Annotated in this window: 14 protein-coding genes; 12 read left to right on the forward strand and 2 right to left on the reverse strand. The window is 44.7% G+C overall.

Annotated features, from left to right (window positions below; translation table 11 throughout):
- Positions 1 to 110: 110 nt before the first annotated feature.
- A complete protein-coding gene (gene glnE, locus RGE70_RS14730) occupies positions 111 to 2,918 on the reverse strand; it encodes a bifunctional [glutamate--ammonia ligase]-adenylyl-L-tyrosine phosphorylase/[glutamate--ammonia-ligase] adenylyltransferase (protein WP_375087953.1) in 2,808 nt (935 codons plus the stop codon).
- Positions 2,919 to 3,286: 368 nt separating this feature from the next.
- Here glnE and RGE70_RS14735 point away from each other — a divergent pair, with 368 nt between their 5' ends.
- The 8 genes from RGE70_RS14735 to RGE70_RS14770 all read left to right on the forward strand — a co-directional run bounded on the left by RGE70_RS14735 (position 3,287) and on the right by RGE70_RS14770 (position 10,096).
- Positions 3,287 to 4,246 carry a hypothetical protein gene (locus RGE70_RS14735; protein WP_310472203.1) on the forward strand — a complete coding sequence of 320 codons (960 nt, stop codon included), beginning with the start codon at positions 3,287 to 3,289 and terminating at the stop codon, positions 4,244 to 4,246.
- Positions 4,247 to 4,259: 13 nt separating this feature from the next.
- On the forward strand, positions 4,260 to 5,159 hold the full coding sequence (locus RGE70_RS14740; RefSeq protein ID WP_310472204.1) for a DUF350 domain-containing protein: 900 nt from the start codon (positions 4,260 to 4,262) through the stop codon (positions 5,157 to 5,159).
- Between the two features lie 67 nt (positions 5,160 to 5,226).
- Positions 5,227 to 6,948 (forward strand): polyamine aminopropyltransferase, encoded by a 1,722-nt coding sequence (locus RGE70_RS14745; protein WP_310472205.1) that lies wholly within the window; start codon positions 5,227 to 5,229, stop codon positions 6,946 to 6,948.
- 91 nt (positions 6,949 to 7,039) lie between these two features.
- Positions 7,040 to 7,453, forward strand: coding sequence for a YjfI family protein (locus RGE70_RS14750; RefSeq protein ID WP_310472206.1), 414 nt, complete (start codon positions 7,040 to 7,042; stop codon positions 7,451 to 7,453).
- Positions 7,454 to 7,465: 12 nt separating this feature from the next.
- Positions 7,466 to 8,155, forward strand: a complete 690-nt coding sequence (locus tag RGE70_RS14755; RefSeq protein ID WP_310472207.1) for a PspA/IM30 family protein — start codon at positions 7,466 to 7,468, stop codon at positions 8,153 to 8,155.
- A gap of 11 nt (positions 8,156 to 8,166) precedes the next feature.
- Positions 8,167 to 8,820: a hypothetical protein gene (locus RGE70_RS14760; RefSeq protein WP_310472208.1), complete on the forward strand. Its 654-nt coding sequence runs from the start codon at positions 8,167 to 8,169 to the stop codon at positions 8,818 to 8,820.
- A gap of 107 nt (positions 8,821 to 8,927) precedes the next feature.
- On the forward strand, positions 8,928 to 9,257 hold the full coding sequence (locus RGE70_RS14765; RefSeq protein WP_310472209.1) for a hypothetical protein: 330 nt from the start codon (positions 8,928 to 8,930) through the stop codon (positions 9,255 to 9,257).
- Positions 9,258 to 9,301: 44 nt separating this feature from the next.
- Entirely contained in the window at positions 9,302 to 10,096 is a 795-nt protein-coding gene (locus RGE70_RS14770) for a potassium channel family protein (protein WP_310472210.1), read from the forward strand.
- 59 nt (positions 10,097 to 10,155) lie between these two features.
- On the opposite strand, the gene RGE70_RS14775 is transcribed toward RGE70_RS14770, so the two are convergent.
- Positions 10,156 to 11,643, reverse strand: coding sequence for a CYTH domain-containing protein (locus RGE70_RS14775; protein ID WP_310472211.1), 1,488 nt, complete (start codon positions 11,641 to 11,643; stop codon positions 10,156 to 10,158).
- 232 nt (positions 11,644 to 11,875) lie between these two features.
- Between RGE70_RS14775 and RGE70_RS14780 the strand changes: the two genes are divergently transcribed.
- From RGE70_RS14780 to putA, 4 genes are all read left to right on the forward strand, one after another.
- Positions 11,876 to 12,556, forward strand: a complete 681-nt coding sequence (locus RGE70_RS14780; RefSeq protein ID WP_310472212.1) for a TIGR00153 family protein — start codon at positions 11,876 to 11,878, stop codon at positions 12,554 to 12,556.
- A gap of 24 nt (positions 12,557 to 12,580) precedes the next feature.
- On the forward strand, positions 12,581 to 13,849 hold the full coding sequence (locus tag RGE70_RS14785) for an inorganic phosphate transporter (protein ID WP_310472213.1): 1,269 nt from the start codon (positions 12,581 to 12,583) through the stop codon (positions 13,847 to 13,849).
- A gap of 164 nt (positions 13,850 to 14,013) precedes the next feature.
- A complete protein-coding gene (locus tag RGE70_RS14790; RefSeq protein WP_310472214.1) occupies positions 14,014 to 14,589 on the forward strand; it encodes a TIGR04211 family SH3 domain-containing protein in 576 nt (191 codons plus the stop codon).
- 263 nt (positions 14,590 to 14,852) lie between these two features.
- Positions 14,853 to 18,044: a bifunctional proline dehydrogenase/L-glutamate gamma-semialdehyde dehydrogenase PutA gene (putA, locus tag RGE70_RS14795; RefSeq protein ID WP_310472215.1), complete on the forward strand. Its 3,192-nt coding sequence runs from the start codon at positions 14,853 to 14,855 to the stop codon at positions 18,042 to 18,044.
- The last annotated feature ends 352 nt before the right edge of the window (positions 18,045 to 18,396 follow it).

Consider the following 18,396-nt stretch of genomic DNA (forward strand, 5'->3'; position numbering starts at 1 on the left):
CATGTTTACCGTATTATTAACTTGCAACGCAAAATGCATAAAAAAACGGTGCCACCACGTGACACCGCTTTAGTGTAAGAACTTCATCTCAGCGTTAGTGCATTTAAAGCTTAGGTAAGAATTTGTTGGTAAATGCTGACAACTTTATCAGCATGTAGCTGTACATCAGCATAAGGTAAAATCGCATCAACTTGCTGCAGGCTTAATCGGTGGTTTTCATCCCGAAGATACCAGTATGCTTGCATTAATGATTGCGCATCAGCCATGGCAATCAGGCCTAGCTCGGCGAGTTGTTCAAAAATCCGTGCATTATCAGACCAAAACGCAAGCACTTTATATTGATGCGCATTGGCGAGCACTAGATATTGCGCTATAAATTCAATATCGGCAATCCCGCCAGGACTCTGTTTCAAATCGAACATGCCATCACGGGCCTTAAGCAAATGCTCTCGCATTTTTAGCCGCATTTTATGAACATTGTGCGCCAACTCCACGCTGTCTCGACTCGACTCTAGCACTTCAGCCCTTATCATATTAAATTGGCTTAACAGAGCGTTATCACCAAACATGAACCGCGCTCGAACCAATGCTTGATGCTCCCATGTCCACGCTTCTTTACGCTGATAATCGCCAAAGTTTTCTATTTCACTGACCAGTAACCCCGAAGCGCCAGAGGGGCGTAAACGCATATCAACTTCGTATAGTTCGCCCGATGAAGTGCGGGTCGAAAATAGGTGTAAAATGCGTTGTGCCAGCTTTAGATAAAAGTGCCCAACATCAATCGAGCGTTTACCATTAGTGAGCTTGCCTTGTTTACCGTTATGCAAAAACACTAAATCTAGATCAGAACCATAACCAAGCTCTAAGCCACCCGCTTTGCCGTATCCAACCACTGCAAAGCCCATTTCGTCGGCGTTAATGCCCTCAGGTACACCATGGCGAGCACTTATCTGTAACCAAGCATGTTGCACAACCTGCTCGATAATGGCCTCCGCTAACAAGGTTAAGTGCTCACTTACCTGCATTACAGGTAGCACTCCGGTAACATCCGCTGCTGCTATTTTTAACTGTTGTGACAATTTAAATTGGCGCAGCGCCTCCATTTGCTGCTCCATGTCCTCTTCAGGTACTCGCAATAAGTATTGCCTTAACTCACTGCCGTAATCATCGAGCGATGTGGTGTCATACAGTTGCGACGGATCAATTAACTCATCCAATAACATCGGAAAGTTGGCTAACTGCTCTGCAATCCATGGGCTGGCACAACAAAGGCTAATTAACTGCTGCCGCGCACCGGGGTTTTCGCATAATAATTCAAGATAAGTCGTACGGGTTAAAATCTGGTCTAGTACTTTAGAGACTGGCGTAAATGCCTTGGTCGGCTGTGAGTGCGCAGAGAGATCGCACAATAATTTTGGCATCAATCTATCCAGCGTTTGTCGACCTCGTGGACCAATGGTTCTGCGCACCACTGTTTCATGCCATACATTTAAAATAGGCCAAAGCTGCAGTTCAACACCTTGTTCAGTTAAAATTGCGACTGCATGTTCTTCTTCATAAGCATTCCATAACTGCTGTGCCCAGGTTTCGTTTTTATCATCTTGATCATTACCGCCCACAGTTTCTTTAAAGTGACTATGAATACGGCCCATGGCAGACTCAATTTGCTGGCGAATATCCATCTCATTGTCTGCATCTAACGCCCAGCATAATCGCTGCCAGTCTAGCTCATTGGTCGGTAGTGTTTGGGTTTGTTCATCATTAATCGCTTGCAGTAAGTTTTCCACTCGGCGTAGCAACAGGTAACTATCTTTAAGCTCTCCAAGTGCTAAATATTCAATCTGACCTAGCTGGTAAAGGGTCTCGATTGCCGCAAATAGACTCTGTTGCCTTAATGACGGTTCTCGCCCGCCACGAATAAGCTGAAAACTTTGCACCACAAACTCAACTTCACGAATACCACCCTGCCCCAATTTAATGTTGTCAGTCAGTTTTCTGCGACGCACTTCTTGAGTGATAAGGCCTTTCATTTTTCGTAGTGACTCAATTGCCGAAAAGTCCAAATAACGTCGATATACAAACGGTCGAAGCAAATTGTGTAACTCATCAGACGCCGCAGTCCATGGCCCTAATGCACGCGCTTTTACCATCGCGTAGCGTTCCCAGTCTCGTCCTTGTTCTTGATAATAATCTTCAAGGCCACTAAAGCTGACCACTAATGGCCCGCTTTCGCCATATGGCCGTAAGCGCATATCAACACGGTAAACAAAGCCATCAACGGTCATTTGATGCAATAAATTAACTAAACGTTGCCCCATGCGGATAAAGAACTGCTGATTTTCGATTGAACGCCGACCACCAACCGTTTCACCATGCTCAGGAAACGTGAACACTAGATCAATATCCGATGAGAAATTAAGCTCACGACCACCAAGTTTCCCCATGCCAATAACCAACAACTTTTGGGCGATACCATCAGCACTGGTGGGCGTACCTAGCGCGGCGCACATTTCGTCATAAAGCCAGTCTCGACCAGCTATAACGAGGGCTTCAGCCAATGCAGATAAGTCAAGCAGTGACTGTTCTAATGGTGCATACCCCATAAAATCTCGCCAAGCAATGCACACCATTTGGCGATTACGGTACTGGCGTAACACTTGTTTGCACTGTTCTTCATCGTCAACTTTTGCTAATAGCTGCTGCAACTGAGAGGCAAAATGCTTGCGTTCAAGGTGATTGAGTTCTTGCTCAAAAAGCGGTGCTATCCATTGTGGATATCGGCTAAGCTGGGTCGCGACAAAATCACTCAGCCCGATAATTGCTTTTAATTCTTGTTGCTGTGCATCAGACAAGCTGGACAGTATTGCTGGGGAGGTTTCGCTTAAACGTTGCCAATAGTTGTCAGCATTTGCAGCCATTTGAGTGGAAATAGTTCTTTTACCCAGTAACGCCGCGTGCATAATAATCCCTAAATAATTGCCATTAACGACATAATATGTCAATAATACGATAAAAATGGAATGAGCAATTTTGTGCTGATGCCCCCTATGCGCGAGTTAACGCTTATAGACCGTTGAAACATCAATCATTGTATTTTTGTGCTCTAATACCGAATAATATACCCAAAGCAGTAGCAATTGCAGTACAGCAAGGACGTTTCTCACACAATTTTAAATATTTCAGCGCATAAAAATTCATCTTATGTACTAAAGTATGATCAAAATGGGAAACAAACCTAATGGCAGCGATGACTAAAGCATCACTTAAACTGAATTTTGGAGAAAGCATGGCAGGAATGCTAATTCGTGTTCTCACCGTTATATTGGCATTGTCACTCGCAGGTTGCGGGGATGAGCGGCCAGAGAAAATAACCAAGTATCAACAGCTAACTCAGCAACGCTTAGATACCTTAAGCACAATGCTTAGTGACGGCCAAGTGCGCAATGCTAACTTATTGCAGCAATATACTCAGGTTTTAATTAAGCAAAAACCTGATTTAGCACCGCTGCTCAATGAGTTGGCAACAGACGCCACTGCTCGTGGGCCGATGTTTACCTCGCTTAAGCGCAGGCTAGCAGAAGCACAAAACGCAGCAAATTTTGTTGACCTTGACCAGCAGCTCGCAGAGGTTGAAAATCTCTATCAAGCGGCAGATCCCAGCCTATTTAACGATATGCTGTCAGACCCGCTCAATGTTGTAGCCGACATGTCTGACGGAGCTCTGGCACGAGTGAACTCAATTAGTCGCGAAGCTGCCGCACTAGCCAATGGGGCGGAAGATTTTGGCGCTGGTAGTCAACTGGTAGGTAATCCAGCCTATGGCAACTGGCAAAATGGTTCGGGTGGTACCTCATTTTGGGCATGGTATGGCATGTACTCCATGTTCTCTAACTTAACCCGTGGCCCGATTGGTTATGACCGTTGGTCAAGCCGCCGTAATTACAGTTATTACAATGACGTTGGTCGCTACCGCTATACTTCGCCTAAGCAAGCGAAGGCACAAACTAAAACCTTTGAACGCACCAAAAAGCAGTTTAACTCGCAAGGTAAAAAGTTTGATAGCCCATACGCTAAGTCGCGTACTGGTTCTAGCAGCTTATCAAGACAAAGCACCAGCACCCCCAAAGCGAGCTCAATGGGAAGCACTGCCAGTAGTAAGAGCAAGTTCCGCTCAAATTACGCTAAAGACAGTAGCTTTCGAAATTCTAGCAGTCGTACCACTCGCGGTGTTCGCCGAGGCAAATAATTAAGGGACTCTCATGACTTTTTTACAACAACATGGCATTACGCCAGAACTACTGATTATTTTGGCAATTGACCTTACTATTGCCGTATTACTGCTGACATTAATGCGCTATTTACAGGGCTGGACAGTGAAAGTTAATAGCCGGGTAGAACTGGCTGAAAATGATAACTTTGCCTTTGGGATCAGCACTGCAGGTGCTGTTGCGGCATTGGGCATTGTGCTAACTGGCGCCATAACCGGTGAGGCCGCACAATCATACCTAGTCGAAGCTATTGGCATGAGCGCATATGGTCTATTTGGGTTGATATTGATTAAACTCGGTCGATTTTTACATGACAAAGTTGCACTCAATGAAATTGATAAAAATGAGCTCATCATCAAAGGGAATGTTTCTGTCGCTATCGTTGATGCCACTGCGGCTATCGCGACCGCAATTATCATTCGTTCAGTATTAATGTGGGCAGAAGACCTAACAGTTTATACTTTTATAGCTATTTTCAGCGCGTTTGCCATTTCGCAAATCATGCTGGTATTACTAACTCGAGTACGTGCTAAACACTTTGCCAATCGCAATCAAGGCGCTTCAATGCAAGCAGCATTGGAAACGGGTCATATCGCATTAGCCATTAGACACAGCGGCTACATGTTAGCAATGGCATTTAGCTTTAATGCCGCTAGCCACTTTATCATTTTTAACCCTGAAGCCTATATTGCCAACCTCATCGGCTGGTCAGTTTTTTCGGTTATCATGCTGATATCATTATCTATACTGCTAAAAATAGTTAAAAAGTTAGTCCTCGCTAACATCGACCTATTTAATGAAGTTGAGAAGCAGCATAACGTCGGGGTTGCCGCCGTTGAAATGGCCATTAGTATTTCAATTGCACTTATTCTCGCAGCGTTAATGGCGTAACTTGAACCTGCTACTGGGAGCGGAAAACGCCGCTCCCTCATCTCTTCAATAAACCAATAGACACTCCATGCAAACCACCTCACATAGCGACACGGTAAACCAAAAAATTATAAAGCCGGCCAAACTAGGCTGGTTTGACGACATATTACTGTTAGGCATAATGGCTGTACTTGCCGGTTGTGGCCTGATTTACGAGTATTTATTGTCGCATTATGCAGGCCGCATACTCGGTGCGCTTGAAGCAGCCATTTACACCATGATTGGCCTAATGATTGTTTCTATGGGCGTAGGCGCGCTAGCCGCGCGTAAAATTCGCTGCGCCTATACGGGGTTTGCGATCCTAGAGCTCAGTGTGGCTTTATGCGCATCTTTGGCTATCTTAATCACTGCTGCCGTGATCGGTTTTGGCCAACAACTGCCGTTAATCATCGCCCAAACACTTGGGCTACCAAGCGATCAGCTGCCCAATGGTGGCTTTATTGCCACCTTGCAACAGCTAAGTGAGTACTTACCGTACTTTTGGGGCGTATTGCTGGGGTTAATGGTCGGTATGGAGATCCCGCTAATAGCCCGAGTTCGCCAGTCGTTATCGGATGAGCATTTACAGCATAATGCCGGTACTATTTATGGTGCTGATTACATCGGTGCGGGAGCTGGAGCAGCAATTTGGGTCGGCTTTATGCTTGCCATTGATATTCAGCTCGCCGCGGCATTAACTGCCAGCTTTAATTTACTGGCAGGTTTTTTGTTTATCTGGCGTTACTGGCCGAAAATACGCCATGCAAAAATATTACTCGCAGGCCACTTTACAGCATCCGGCGTGCTGGTTTTATTGGCATTGCACGGCCCAGCCTGGGAGCAAACCTTCAATAATTTACTGTACAAAGACAATGTGGTTTACGCTAAAGCCACCCGCTTTCAGCAGCTCACCTTTACTGAACGGCTCAGGGGCAATGGCTTAGGTCCAGTGCACTCTTTGTATATTAATGGCCGACTACAGTTTTCTAGCAGCGATGAGCATATCTACCACTCGTTTCTAGTGCATCCAACACTTGCGGCCAGTGCACGGCACAGCAATGTTCTCATCATCGGCGGCGGAGATGGCCTGGGGCTGGCTCAAGTCCTTAAATGGCAGCCAGAGCATGTCACGCTAATGGATTTAGATGAGGAATTAGTTAGGCTATTTAAAAGCGCTGACAGCGATATGCCAGCGCATTTACACCAAGTATTAATGTCACTGAACCAAAACTCACTTAACGACCCCCGCGTTCGCCTTATATATGACGACGCATTCAATGGTGTTGACCGATTACTGAAAGCCCAAGAGAAATTCGATGCAATAATCGTAGATCTTCCCGATCCGAGTCACCCCGATCTCAACAAAGTCTATTCCGACAGTTTTTACTTAAAACTGAAAGAGTTAATGAGTCGCGATGCGGCGGTTACGGTTCAATCAACCTCGCCTTATCATGCGCCAAAAGCCTTTATATCAGTTGCGAATACGTTGGAATCGGTGGGTTTCAAAGTTGAACAATATCACCATAACGTACCAAGTTTTGGCGAGTGGGGCTGGACCATTGCGACCTTAACCGGCAAAGGTGCAAAAGCAAGGTTAAGCCAAATACAAGCATTGCCAATTGATGATCAATGGCTTACCCCCGAGTTAATGCACGCTGCGTTTGCATTCCCGGGCAATTTCTATAACGATAAACACACCATTAAAGCCAATACGTTAGGCTCGAGTCAGTTATATCAATACCACCAACAAGCTTGGTTAGAAAATCAGTAGCATTTAGTTTTACACTACAAAGATAGCGCTTGACATATTATGTCTCGGTGTTATCTTTAATCGCAGACATAATATGTCAATGAGGACAAATATGAATATCCACAACATTGCCAACCATCTAAATGAACTTGGCGACAAAAGCCATACAGGCTTTCAATTCGATTGTTATCCAATTGATGGCGACGTGGAAGTCTTGCAGGTTAACATTGTTGGCCGAGAAGAGATCCCCGTATTCGTATCGGTAACGGACAACCAAATTCTTTGCATCAGTTATTTATGGGGCGAGGATGAAGTAAATAAAGAGCGTCGTGCTCATATGTTTGAGACCATGTTAGAACTCAACATTGCAATGCCACTATCATCATTTGCTAAGATTGATGACAAGTTTGTGGTCTTCGGCGCGCTATCAGTACAATCAAGTTATGAAGAGATAGAACAAGAATTGTCAGTTCTATCAGACAACTGTCTCGAAGTTATCGACGAACTCGCCGATTACCTAATTTAAAGGAGCCACATTATGGGCATTCTAAACAAAATTCTTACCGCTTTTCGTGGTGGCGCAACTGAAGTTGGCCAAGGCATTGTTGATGCAAACTCTACACGTATTTTTGAACAAGAAATCCGTGATGCTGAAAAACACCTAACCAAAGCGAAACGCGACTTAACTGAAGTCATGGCAAAAGAGATGCAAGCTAGCCGTGAAGTTGATCGCCTTAAACGTGCCGTTGCTGAGCACGAAGGTTATGTTGCTCAAGCTCTTGAAAAAGGCAATGAAGCGTTAGCGCTTGAAGTAGCAGAGAAAATCTCAGAACTGGATCAAGAACTAAGTGATCAGCAATCAGCTAACGAAAGCTTCAGCGCCCACGCGACTCGCCTAAAAGAGCTAGTACGTAAAACTGAACGCCAAGTAACTGATTACCAACGTCAGCTAACAATGGTTAAAACCACTGAAAGCGTACAAAAAGCAACGGCGACGATTACTGACTCTTTTGCAGGTAGTAATTCTAAACTATTGAACGCTAAAGACTCACTAGAGCGTATTAAAGCGCGTCAACAGTCTTTTGATGACCGCCTAAAGGCTTCTGAGTCGCTAGCAGAAGAAAACAGCGATAAAGCGCTACACGATAAACTTGCAGAAGCTGGTATTGGTGAGCAAAAGTCTAACGCAAACGCAGTACTTGATCGCATTAAAGCCCGTAAAGGCTAGAGGAAAAAGACGTGGGATTTCTAAGCAGCCTATTTGGCAAAAAAGAAGCACCTCAACGTCAACTCGATCACCCATCAAAGCTTAATAAGGGAGACATGATCTCCCTTGATGACAGCTTTGCCCTGCCGCCGCAATTGCGCGGTCAGCAGCTACGAGTTGAAGCCGTAAATACTTACGAGTATGAACGTAAACAGCAAACTGAATGGGTGCTTAAAGGGCATGGTAGCGACACCATCTTTCTCGGTTTAGATGAAGATGACGAAACCTACCTCGCCTTGTCGATTAAGGTTAACCGTGGTCAAGTCGAGCAACTATTCGATTTAGACCAATTTAGCCAGATTTTTGAAGAGCCAGGCAAAGCAGAACTCACCACCCAATCATTGTCACCAGCATTAGCAACTGACTTTGAACAGTGGTTGTCGCCGCAATACCATCAGGTAAGTTTTGCAGGTTTTGGTTATTTTCATCGCCAAGACTATCGTGGTCAAAAGCCACCGCAAGATGCCGATGGTGCAACCGGTGATGCTTTTGAGTCATATCAGCTACTAGACGATGATGAAGATAAAGCGATTGATATCGAAGTTTATGACGGCGGTGAAACCGACATCATGCTCACGTTATATCGCCCGCTGTCAGACATCAGAGATTACTGGCCTGGTGCATAAATAAAAGGTTCTAATACCATTGGTATTAGAACCTTTTTTATTTCTATCGCTATGAGTGATAGCATAAACGTATTAAGCAGTATCTATCGATAGGTAATACCTTACGCATGAGCAAGCAAAAACACCCGTTGCCAGAACAATGGCAGCAAAATCAAAAAGCCGCCAAAGCAACCCAAATTGCGTTTGATTTGGATGAAAAATTTCAATATTCAATCCGAAAAGCCGCACTTGATGCCGGTGTGAGCCCTTCAGATCAAATTCGCGATATCCTCGGGTTAACTGTGACCAAACGCCCTAAGCGCCCTCGACTAACGGTATCACTCAGTGCCGACGACTACGCAATACTGGCAAAAAAATACAACCTATCAGCAGCACAACAGCTCGAAATTAAAAAACATGTTCTGGATGACTTAATTCAGTTTAGTTCTGGCCAATAGCGCCGCACCTGCAATAGAACACAGCGATAACTACGGATAGTATAATGACAACAAAGAAACGCTGGCTCATACAACCTGACACACCTCCCTCTCCGTTCCAATTAGCGATGATGTTTTTGTCATTACTGTCGGTCATCGTTGTTTTAGTGCTAACGTTTGGCCAGCTCGAGAGCGAAACTAGACGTCTACTGTTTTTTGTTGATAGCAGTATTTGTCTTATTTTTATGTCGCACTTTTTTTTCGAACTGTTCAAAGCGGATAGCAAAAAAAGCTATGTTCAACACCACTGGATTGACTTTATTGCCAGCATTCCTGCCATTGAAGCACTGAGAATGGCACGCCTGTTTCAAATCCTCCGTGTCATTAGATTAATCCGCATGACTCGCTCATTGATTGTTCCAATGGTTAAACAGCGTCGCCAAGCCACCTTAGCGAGCCTACTGGTCGCTTTGGTTACGATTCTGACCTTTTCATCGGTGCTGGTATTAATTGTCGAGAATGGCGTTGACGGTTCGAACATACAAACCGCTGAAGACGCCATTTGGTGGGCATTAGTGACCATATCAACCGTAGGTTACGGTGACTTTTACCCAGTAACAACAGCAGGGCACATCATTGGTGGGGTTGTAATCATCTGTGGCGTGAGCTTTTTCGGAGTTATATCAGGTTATATGGCGTCAATTTTTATCGCGCCAGATGAAGCTGAAAAACTCGAAACCCATAGCGAAGAAATTAGGGCCGACTTACAACAAAGCCTAAATAGAATGGAAGCTAATCAACAGCAATTACTTCAAGAAATTGAACAGCTAAAGCAAGCAATAAATGATGTAAAAAAATAAGCCCGCAGTCATCGCGAGCTTATTTTAGTCAATTAGCGAACCCAGCTGAGGCTAAAGAATTAGCGCCAGTAGGGTTCATTTTGCATAGCTCGACGTCGAGAAAACTCCATCGCCTGTACCAAGCTTTGCTCTTTATTTTCTAACCACTGGCTTATATCAACATAAGCAATTTCGCTAATTTCTTTTAATTGACGATATGCAGCTAAGGTTCTAATACCCATTGCTAAATCTTGCCATGGCGCCCTAAATTGATCGCGGGCTTTGTCGGAATATAGCTCGCCATATGCCACCCCCACAAACATGCTGTCATCTAACGCCTTAGCAACTGTAAGGTAATCTCGACTGCTGAGATCATCATCAATAGGCATAACATCTAAGATTTTTTGCCATGAATTTTCTTGCAGTGTATCTGCAAAAGTTTGCAGTTCTAAAGACTTATCAATCACCACGACACCTTGCGTTATTTGCATCAGTAGGTCGACCAAGTGCACCTGCAATCTGCCATAACAGATATCATCAAGTAACTGTTCAAACTGGTTAGAAATATCTAACTGTTCAAGTTTATCGTTTGCAATATCAATCAGTGCGCTCGCCATCGGCAATTTGCTAATAAGTGCGCCACCTTTTTCGACAATCGAAAACAAACTTAAGGACTCTTCAATAAAGTTAAGTCGAGTTTCAATACGGTCAAAATCTTGCTCAAAGCGAGTCGCTAGCAAATTAAATTGGGCCAAAGTGCTTTTCAACAGACGAATACAAGCTCTTAGGCGATAGCAAAGCATAGGTAATTCGTGTGAATTTATAGTGACATCTAAAATCATGGCTTCTAGCTGCTGCCAGCGATCTAGGCCAACTTCAAGCAAGTTAATCGCGACCTGTGTCAAGTTTTGCTCTGGCTTGAGTGCAATAAACTCTAAAACTTCTAAATTAAATGGACTCGCTTGCGCCGCTAATTGGTAGCCACGCAACGCTTTACTGGCTTTGCCCAACCGCACAGGGATCTGCTGGCTAACCGTACTGGCCAACACCAACAATGCCGAAGTATCGCCCGCAAGTAACTCAAACTCTAGTTCGCAAATAGGCTCAGAGCGCTCATCAACATGGATACGCCCGACATCCAAAGCAACCTCAACTAAGCTGTCCTCAACAAAAATATGCCACTTTTGCCGCTCAAAATCAGTATGAAACAAACAACGCAGTTGCGACTGAACCAGCTCAAGATCCACCCCTTGCGGCCAAATTTTATCCGGGAATAAATTTAATTTGGGGAAGTCATGATCTATATCAACATTGAACTCAGGTCGCGAGTGAATGCCGCCTATTACCTGGCCTGCAGTCTTAATTGTCTGCTCGCGGTGGTTATTTATACCGCGAACACGCAGCCCCATGTCCCACTGACGCAAGGTTAATTCAGGGGTTTCAAAGTACCCATTTGTGAGTTTTTCAGACCCTTTAGCATCTGCACCATTAACATTATCTAGCAGATTTATAAGGTTTTTTATTTCTTTCTCATTAAAGAAAAGTTTGAGCTCTATCTCAGCTTCCATCTAAGTACTATTCGCCTTGTCATCAAAAATTAATCGTTCTGTCATTAATTCTACATAGTGTAATATTGTTGTAATATATACACCGTAGGATTCGCTTTGCAGTTAAGATATAACTCGTTAAAATAAAAAACTGTTTATTTAAATACTAAAACACAGTTTTCTTACGCGGCCGCTTGGGTTAACATGCGCCCGCTTTTTCCAATATTGGATTAACCTAAATAGGTAAACGGCAATGCCAGTAAACTCTATTTTGGGCGTGTTTGCAAAATCGCCAATTAAGCCTCTTCAAGAGCATATCGACAAAGTATACGACTGTGCGTCATTACTTGTCCCATTTTTCGACGCGACTGTCTCAGGTGACTGGGACAAAGCAGTTCAACTGCGCAAGCAAATAAGCTTTGCAGAGCAAGAAGCAGATTCACTAAAACGTGAAATCCGCTTAACTCTGCCTGGTGGTTTGTTTATGCCAGTCGAACGTACTGACTTACTGGAGCTACTTACCCAGCAAGATAAGATCGCTAACAAGGCGAAGGACATTTCCGGCCGTATTATTGGTCGTCAGCTCGTTGTCCCTCAAGCAATCCAAATCTCCTTTAATGCTTATTTACAGCGCTGTGTTGATGCAGTTTCGCTGTCAAAAGAAGCAATTAACGAACTTGATGACCTATTAGAAACAGGTTTTAGAGGCCGTGAAGTGGATTTGGTCGCAAAAATGATCAGTGAACTCGATGCAATTGAAGATGACACTGATGACTTACAAATTAAGATCCGTAAACAATTATTTGCTATCGAATCTGAATTAAACCCTGTAGATGTAATGTTCCTCTACAAGATAATTGAGTGGGTTGGCGACTTGGCAGATCTTGCCGAACGAGTCGGTTCCCGCCTAGAGCTAATGTTAGCTCGCGTCTAATCAAAAGATTATCAAGGTAATAACATGGTTGATGTATTAATCACCAACGGCCCATTGCTTGTTGGCATGGCGGCGCTATTTGGTTTTTTAATGGCTTGGGGTATTGGCGCAAATGATGTAGCCAATGCAATGGGAACCTCTGTAGGTTCAAATGCAATAACAATTAAGCAAGCGATCATTATCGCTATGATTTTTGAGTTTGCAGGTGCGTATTTAGCCGGTGGCGAAGTTACCAGCACAATTCGTAAGGGCATTATCGATTCATCGTACTTTATGGCGCAACCAGAACTTCTGGTTTACGGTATGATTGCTTCATTGTTAGCTGCTGGTCTTTGGCTTATTGCTGCTTCAGCACTGGGCTGGCCAGTTTCTACAACTCACTCTATTGTTGGTGCCATTGTTGGTTTCGCAGCAGTCGGTGTAGGTGCAGAAGCGGTTGAATGGGGCAAAGTAGGCGGTATCGTTGGTTCTTGGGTGGTAACACCTGCTATTTCGGGCTTTATTGCCTTTACGATATTCCAAAGTGTACAAAAGCTTATTTTCGACACGGATAAGCCGTTAGAAAATGCTAAACGCTATGTTCCTTTCTATATGGCACTGGCTGGTTTTGTAATGGCGCTTGTGACCATTAAAAAAGGCTTAAAGCATATCGGCTTGCACTTTAGCAACCTAGAAGCTTACTCACTAGCTATTTTAATTGCTGTTGTTGTGGGCGTTGGTGGCATGATTGCGATTAAACGTCTAAGAATGGACAACAAAGTAGACCGTCAAACTCAGTTTGGTAACGTAGAGAAAGTCTTCGCTATCTTAATGGTTGTTACGGCATGTTGTATGGCATTCGCTCACGGTTCAAATGACGTAGCTAACGCTATTGGTCCATTAGCTGCAGTAGCATCGATTGTTAACAGTGGCGGCGAAATCAGCAGTAAAGCTGAGCTAGTGTGGTGGATTTTACCACTTGGTGCTGTTGGTATCGTATTGGGTCTAGCTATTTTTGGTCAGCGTGTAATGAAAACCATTGGTAAGAACATTACTCACCTAACGCCAAGCCGTGGTTTTGCCGCTGAACTTGCAGCCGCATCAACAGTGGTTATCGCCTCTGGTACTGGCCTGCCAATTTCAACTACACAAACCTTAGTTGGTGCTGTGTTAGGTGTGGGAATGGCACGCGGTATTGCCGCTATCAATATTGGCGTAGTACGTAATATTGTTGTGTCGTGGGTAGTGACTTTACCTGCAGGCGCTGCGCTATCAATCATGTTCTTCTACATGATTAAAGGTATCTTTAGCTAAAGATACGGCGCTGATTAGCGCACAAAAGATAGCGATTCGATGAGGGAGTTTGATATTTTGTGTATCAAGCTCCCTTTTTACGTTTTATCAGCTCGATTGCTACTTGCATTAAGCCCTTTAAGTCCCTAGCATACTGGGTAAATTTCTTGGATGAGAAAAGATTTGTGTTAAGAATTCTAACCGTTTTGGGAGCGCTAATTCTGTCGCCCTCTTTGTTTGCGGCAAATCAAACAAGTTACATCTCAGATGATGTTTTTACCTACATTCATGGTGGGCCAGGTAAACAATTTCGTATTTTAGGCAGTGTCGAAGCAGGCCAAAAAGTTACCTCACTAGAGGAACAGCAAGACGATTACAGCAAAATAGTCGACCATAAGGGTCGTGAAGGCTGGGTTCTGTCTAAACTACTTAGTCCAGACGTTAGCTTGCGGGAGCAATTACCCGCCCTACAAGCTGAGCTAACACAAACAAAAGCTGAGTTAGCGAATGCACTAACAACCACCGATAGCAATGCGCAAGAACTAACCCAGCTTAAAGCTCAACTAGCTAAAGTTCAAAAAGAGCTTGCTAGCTCGAGCGAAGACCGAGACGTTGCACAGTTAAAGCTTGCCACCATGCAAGAAAATGAACGTTTTGAAATGTGGCAGCAAGGCGGCTTTATTGCTGCAGGCGGACTCATTTTAGGGATCATTTTAGTTTACCTTCCAAGACCACAGCGTAAGCCAAAAAACCGTTGGTAATCTAACAAAAAGCAAAAATATCCTCTAGCCAGTGTTCTATAACACTGGCTTTTTATTTGCCTTCTCCTTACTCGCCAACCACCACTTAAGCATCTAATTTATTAGTTATTACAGTGCTGGTCGCACCTCAATTTTAGTGGTTTTTTTCGCCATTTTTTACAGGTATACTCAACAAATTACAGACAGTAGATTGTATACAAAATAAATTACTCGTCTCATTGCACCCAGCATTATTCCTTACGGCCAACCTGGAAGTGATTAATATGTTCAAAGCAAGCGAAGTACTTACGGGTCATTACGACACCGCCGATCTCAACGTGCTGTTCAATACTATCAGCGATAACTACATTGTTGACGAAGAACAATACCTGTCAGAATTGATATCAATACTGCCCTCGAGTGATACAGACATTGCGCGAGTTACCCAGCGAGCTCAAGAATTAGTAACTAAAGTACGCCAGTACGACAAAAAAGGCCTAATGGTCGGTATTGATGCTTTTTTGCAGCAATACAGCTTAGACACTCAAGAAGGCATTATTTTAATGTGCCTTGCTGAAGCCCTGCTACGTATCCCCGACGCGGCAACTGCCGATGCTTTAATTGAAGATAAACTTGCAGGCGCTAAGTGGGACGAACACTTAAGCAAGAGTCGCTCAGTGCTGGTTAACGCCTCAACTTGGGGGTTAATGCTCACAGGTAAAATCGTTAAACTTGATCACCAAACATCTGGCAAACCCAGCAGTTTACTCAACCGCCTAGTCAATAAAATGGGCGAGCCCGTGATCCGCCAAGCGATGTTAGCGGCAATGAAAATAATGGGTAAACAATTTGTACTGGGACGCACTGTAAAAGAAGCACTTAAAAACAGTGCAGATAAACGCAAGCAGGGCTACACCCACAGCTACGATATGCTAGGCGAAGCTGCATTAACCAAAAACGATGCGCAAAAGTATTTTGAAGAATATTCCGTCGCCATTGCGGCACTTGGAGCACAAGCCTACAACGAAAATGAAGCGCCCCGCCCTACGATTTCCATAAAGCTCTCAGCGCTACATCCCCGTTACGAAGTTGCCAATGAAGATAGGGTGCTAACCGAGCTATACGACACTCTAATTATACTGATTAGCCAAGCTCGCTCGCTGAATATTGGTATCACGATTGATGCCGAAGAGATGGACCGCCTCGAACTGTCACTCAAGCTATTTCAAACGCTGTATCAATCTGAAGCAGCTAAAGGCTGGGGGCTACTAGGGATTGTGGTACAAGCCTACTCTAAACGCGCACTGCCAACATTATGTTGGTTAACCCAGCTGTCTAAGCTTCAAGGTGACGAAATCCCGCTACGCTTGGTTAAGGGCGCTTATTGGGACAGCGAGCTCAAATGGTCACAAGAAAAAGGTGAAGGTGGTTATCCGCTTTATACCCGAAAAGCTGGTACTGATGTGTCGTACCTTGCTTGTGCTAAATATCTACTTTCAGACGCCACTCGTGGCGCAATTTACCCACAATTTGCCAGCCATAATGCCCAAACAGTAGCCACGGTGACATCCATGGCGGGCGATCGAAATTTCGAGTTTCAACGGTTACACGGTATGGGCGAAGAGCTTTATGACACGCTTCTTGCCGAAGGCGGGGTTAAAAATGTGCGCATATATGCCCCCGTCGGTGCCCATAAAGATCTACTACCTTACCTTGTGCGCCGCTTGCTTGAAAATGGCGCTAACACTTCATTTGTCCACAAACTTGTCGACCCTAAAACGCCAATTGAGTCACTAGTGGTGCACCCACTAACAACGCTTAAAACCTATAAAACAATGGCGAATAACAAAATCGAGCAGCCAAGCAATATCTTTGGGGCTGAGCGGAAAAATTCGCAAGGGCTCAACCTTGATATACTGTCACAATCAGCCCCACTATTCGCTGGTCTAGCGCACTATCAATACGAAACTCACCGTTATACTTGGTCTGCAGGCCCGCTTGTTAATGGCCAAACTTTGCAGGGTGAAACCAACGAAGTTGTTAGCCCATTTAATACCGCACAGCTAGTCGGCAAAGTGACTTTTGCCGATGCAGACGCCATCGAGCAAGCACTTGCAGGGGCGAAGGCAGCCTTTATCAACTGGCGCGCAACGTCGGTAGAGGTTCGCAGCAATGCACTGTTGAGGTTAGCGGATTTACTTGAAGAGCACAGCGCCGAACTTATCGCACTATGCACCCGCGAAGCCGGGAAAAGCATCCAAGATGGGATTGACGAGGTACGTGAAGCTGTTGATTTTTGCCGTTATTATGCCGTACAGGCCAAAAAAATAATGCAAAGCCCTGAGCAACTTCCTGGGCCCACTGGCGAACTCAATGAGCTGTTCCTGCAAGGTCGCGGCGTGTTTGTATGCATTAGCCCTTGGAACTTCCCTTTGGCAATATTTTTAGGCCAAGTAACCGCCGCGCTCGCCGCTGGCAACACGGTACTGGCTAAACCTGCAGAGCAAACATCGCTTATCGGTTATCGCGCCGTACAATTGGCTCACGAAGCTGGCATACCGACCGACGTGCTACAGTTTTTACCCGGTACTGGCGCAACGGTTGGTGCAACGATTACCGCCGATGAGCGCATCGACGGCGTGTGCTTTACCGGCTCAACCGATACCGCAAAACTCATCAACCGCACCCTTGCCATGCGCGATGGCGCGATTATTCCACTGATTGCTGAAACCGGCGGCCAAAATGCAATGGTGGTTGACTCAACCTCTCAACCTGAACAAGTGGTCAAAGATGTAGTCGCGTCATCTTTTACCAGTGCTGGCCAACGCTGCTCCGCGTTACGGGTATTGTTTTTACAAACCGATATCGCCGACCGCGTTATCGCCATGCTGCAAGGTGCGATGGACGAGCTCAGCATCGGCGACCCCAGCTTAGTCAAAACAGATGTTGGGCCTGTGATTGACGCCGCCGCAGCAGCCAATCTTTATGCTCATATCGACCACATCAAGCAAGTAGGCAAATTACTAAAACAAGTTGAGCTTCCAACAGCAACCGACAAAGGTCACTTTGTTACGCCCACCGCCGTTGAAATTGACTCTATCAAGATGCTTGAAAAAGAGCACTTTGGGCCCATTTTGCATGTAATTCGTTATAAAGCGGCTAATCTCAATAAGGTGATCGAGGATATTAACGCTACCGGTTTTGGCCTTACGCTCGGTATTCATAGCCGCAATGAAGGCCATGCAATTGAAATTGCAGCTAAAGCCAATGTCGGTAATGTGTATATCAACCGTAATCAAATTGGCGCAGTTGTAGGTGTGCAGCCATTTGGCGGCCAAGGTTTATCAGGCACAGGTCCAAAAGCTGGCGGCCCTCATTACTTAACCCGCTTTGTAACCGAAAAAACCCGCACCAACAATATTACAGCCATTGGTGGTAATGCGACCTTATTGTCGCTAGGTGATAGTGACGACTAACCCACAGCTAACTGATACTAAATAAATAGTTAATGAAAAAGTGACTATTCAACAACCAACCAAGTCAGGCTTCACGCCTGACTTTTTTGAGCCTACCGTCTTTGTTTTTATCCTTATGGCTATACTCGCGCCACAAACCAACTGACCAGTAATGCAACATAACGCCGGCAAAACCAACAGCAATATGGCACTGATTAATTTTTCAACGCTCGGAATATAAACATCATTTATTACTAAACCAAACGCGCCCACTACAGTACAATCCACCAACAATCGCGGTAAAGCCGCAAAAAGGCAGTGAATTAAACTACCTAAAACAATATACACCACATTAAGCAACAAAGAACTTACA

The organism is Shewanella youngdeokensis, assembly GCF_033180165.1.
In the GTDB taxonomy this organism is placed as follows: domain Bacteria; phylum Pseudomonadota; class Gammaproteobacteria; order Enterobacterales; family Shewanellaceae; genus Shewanella; species Shewanella youngdeokensis.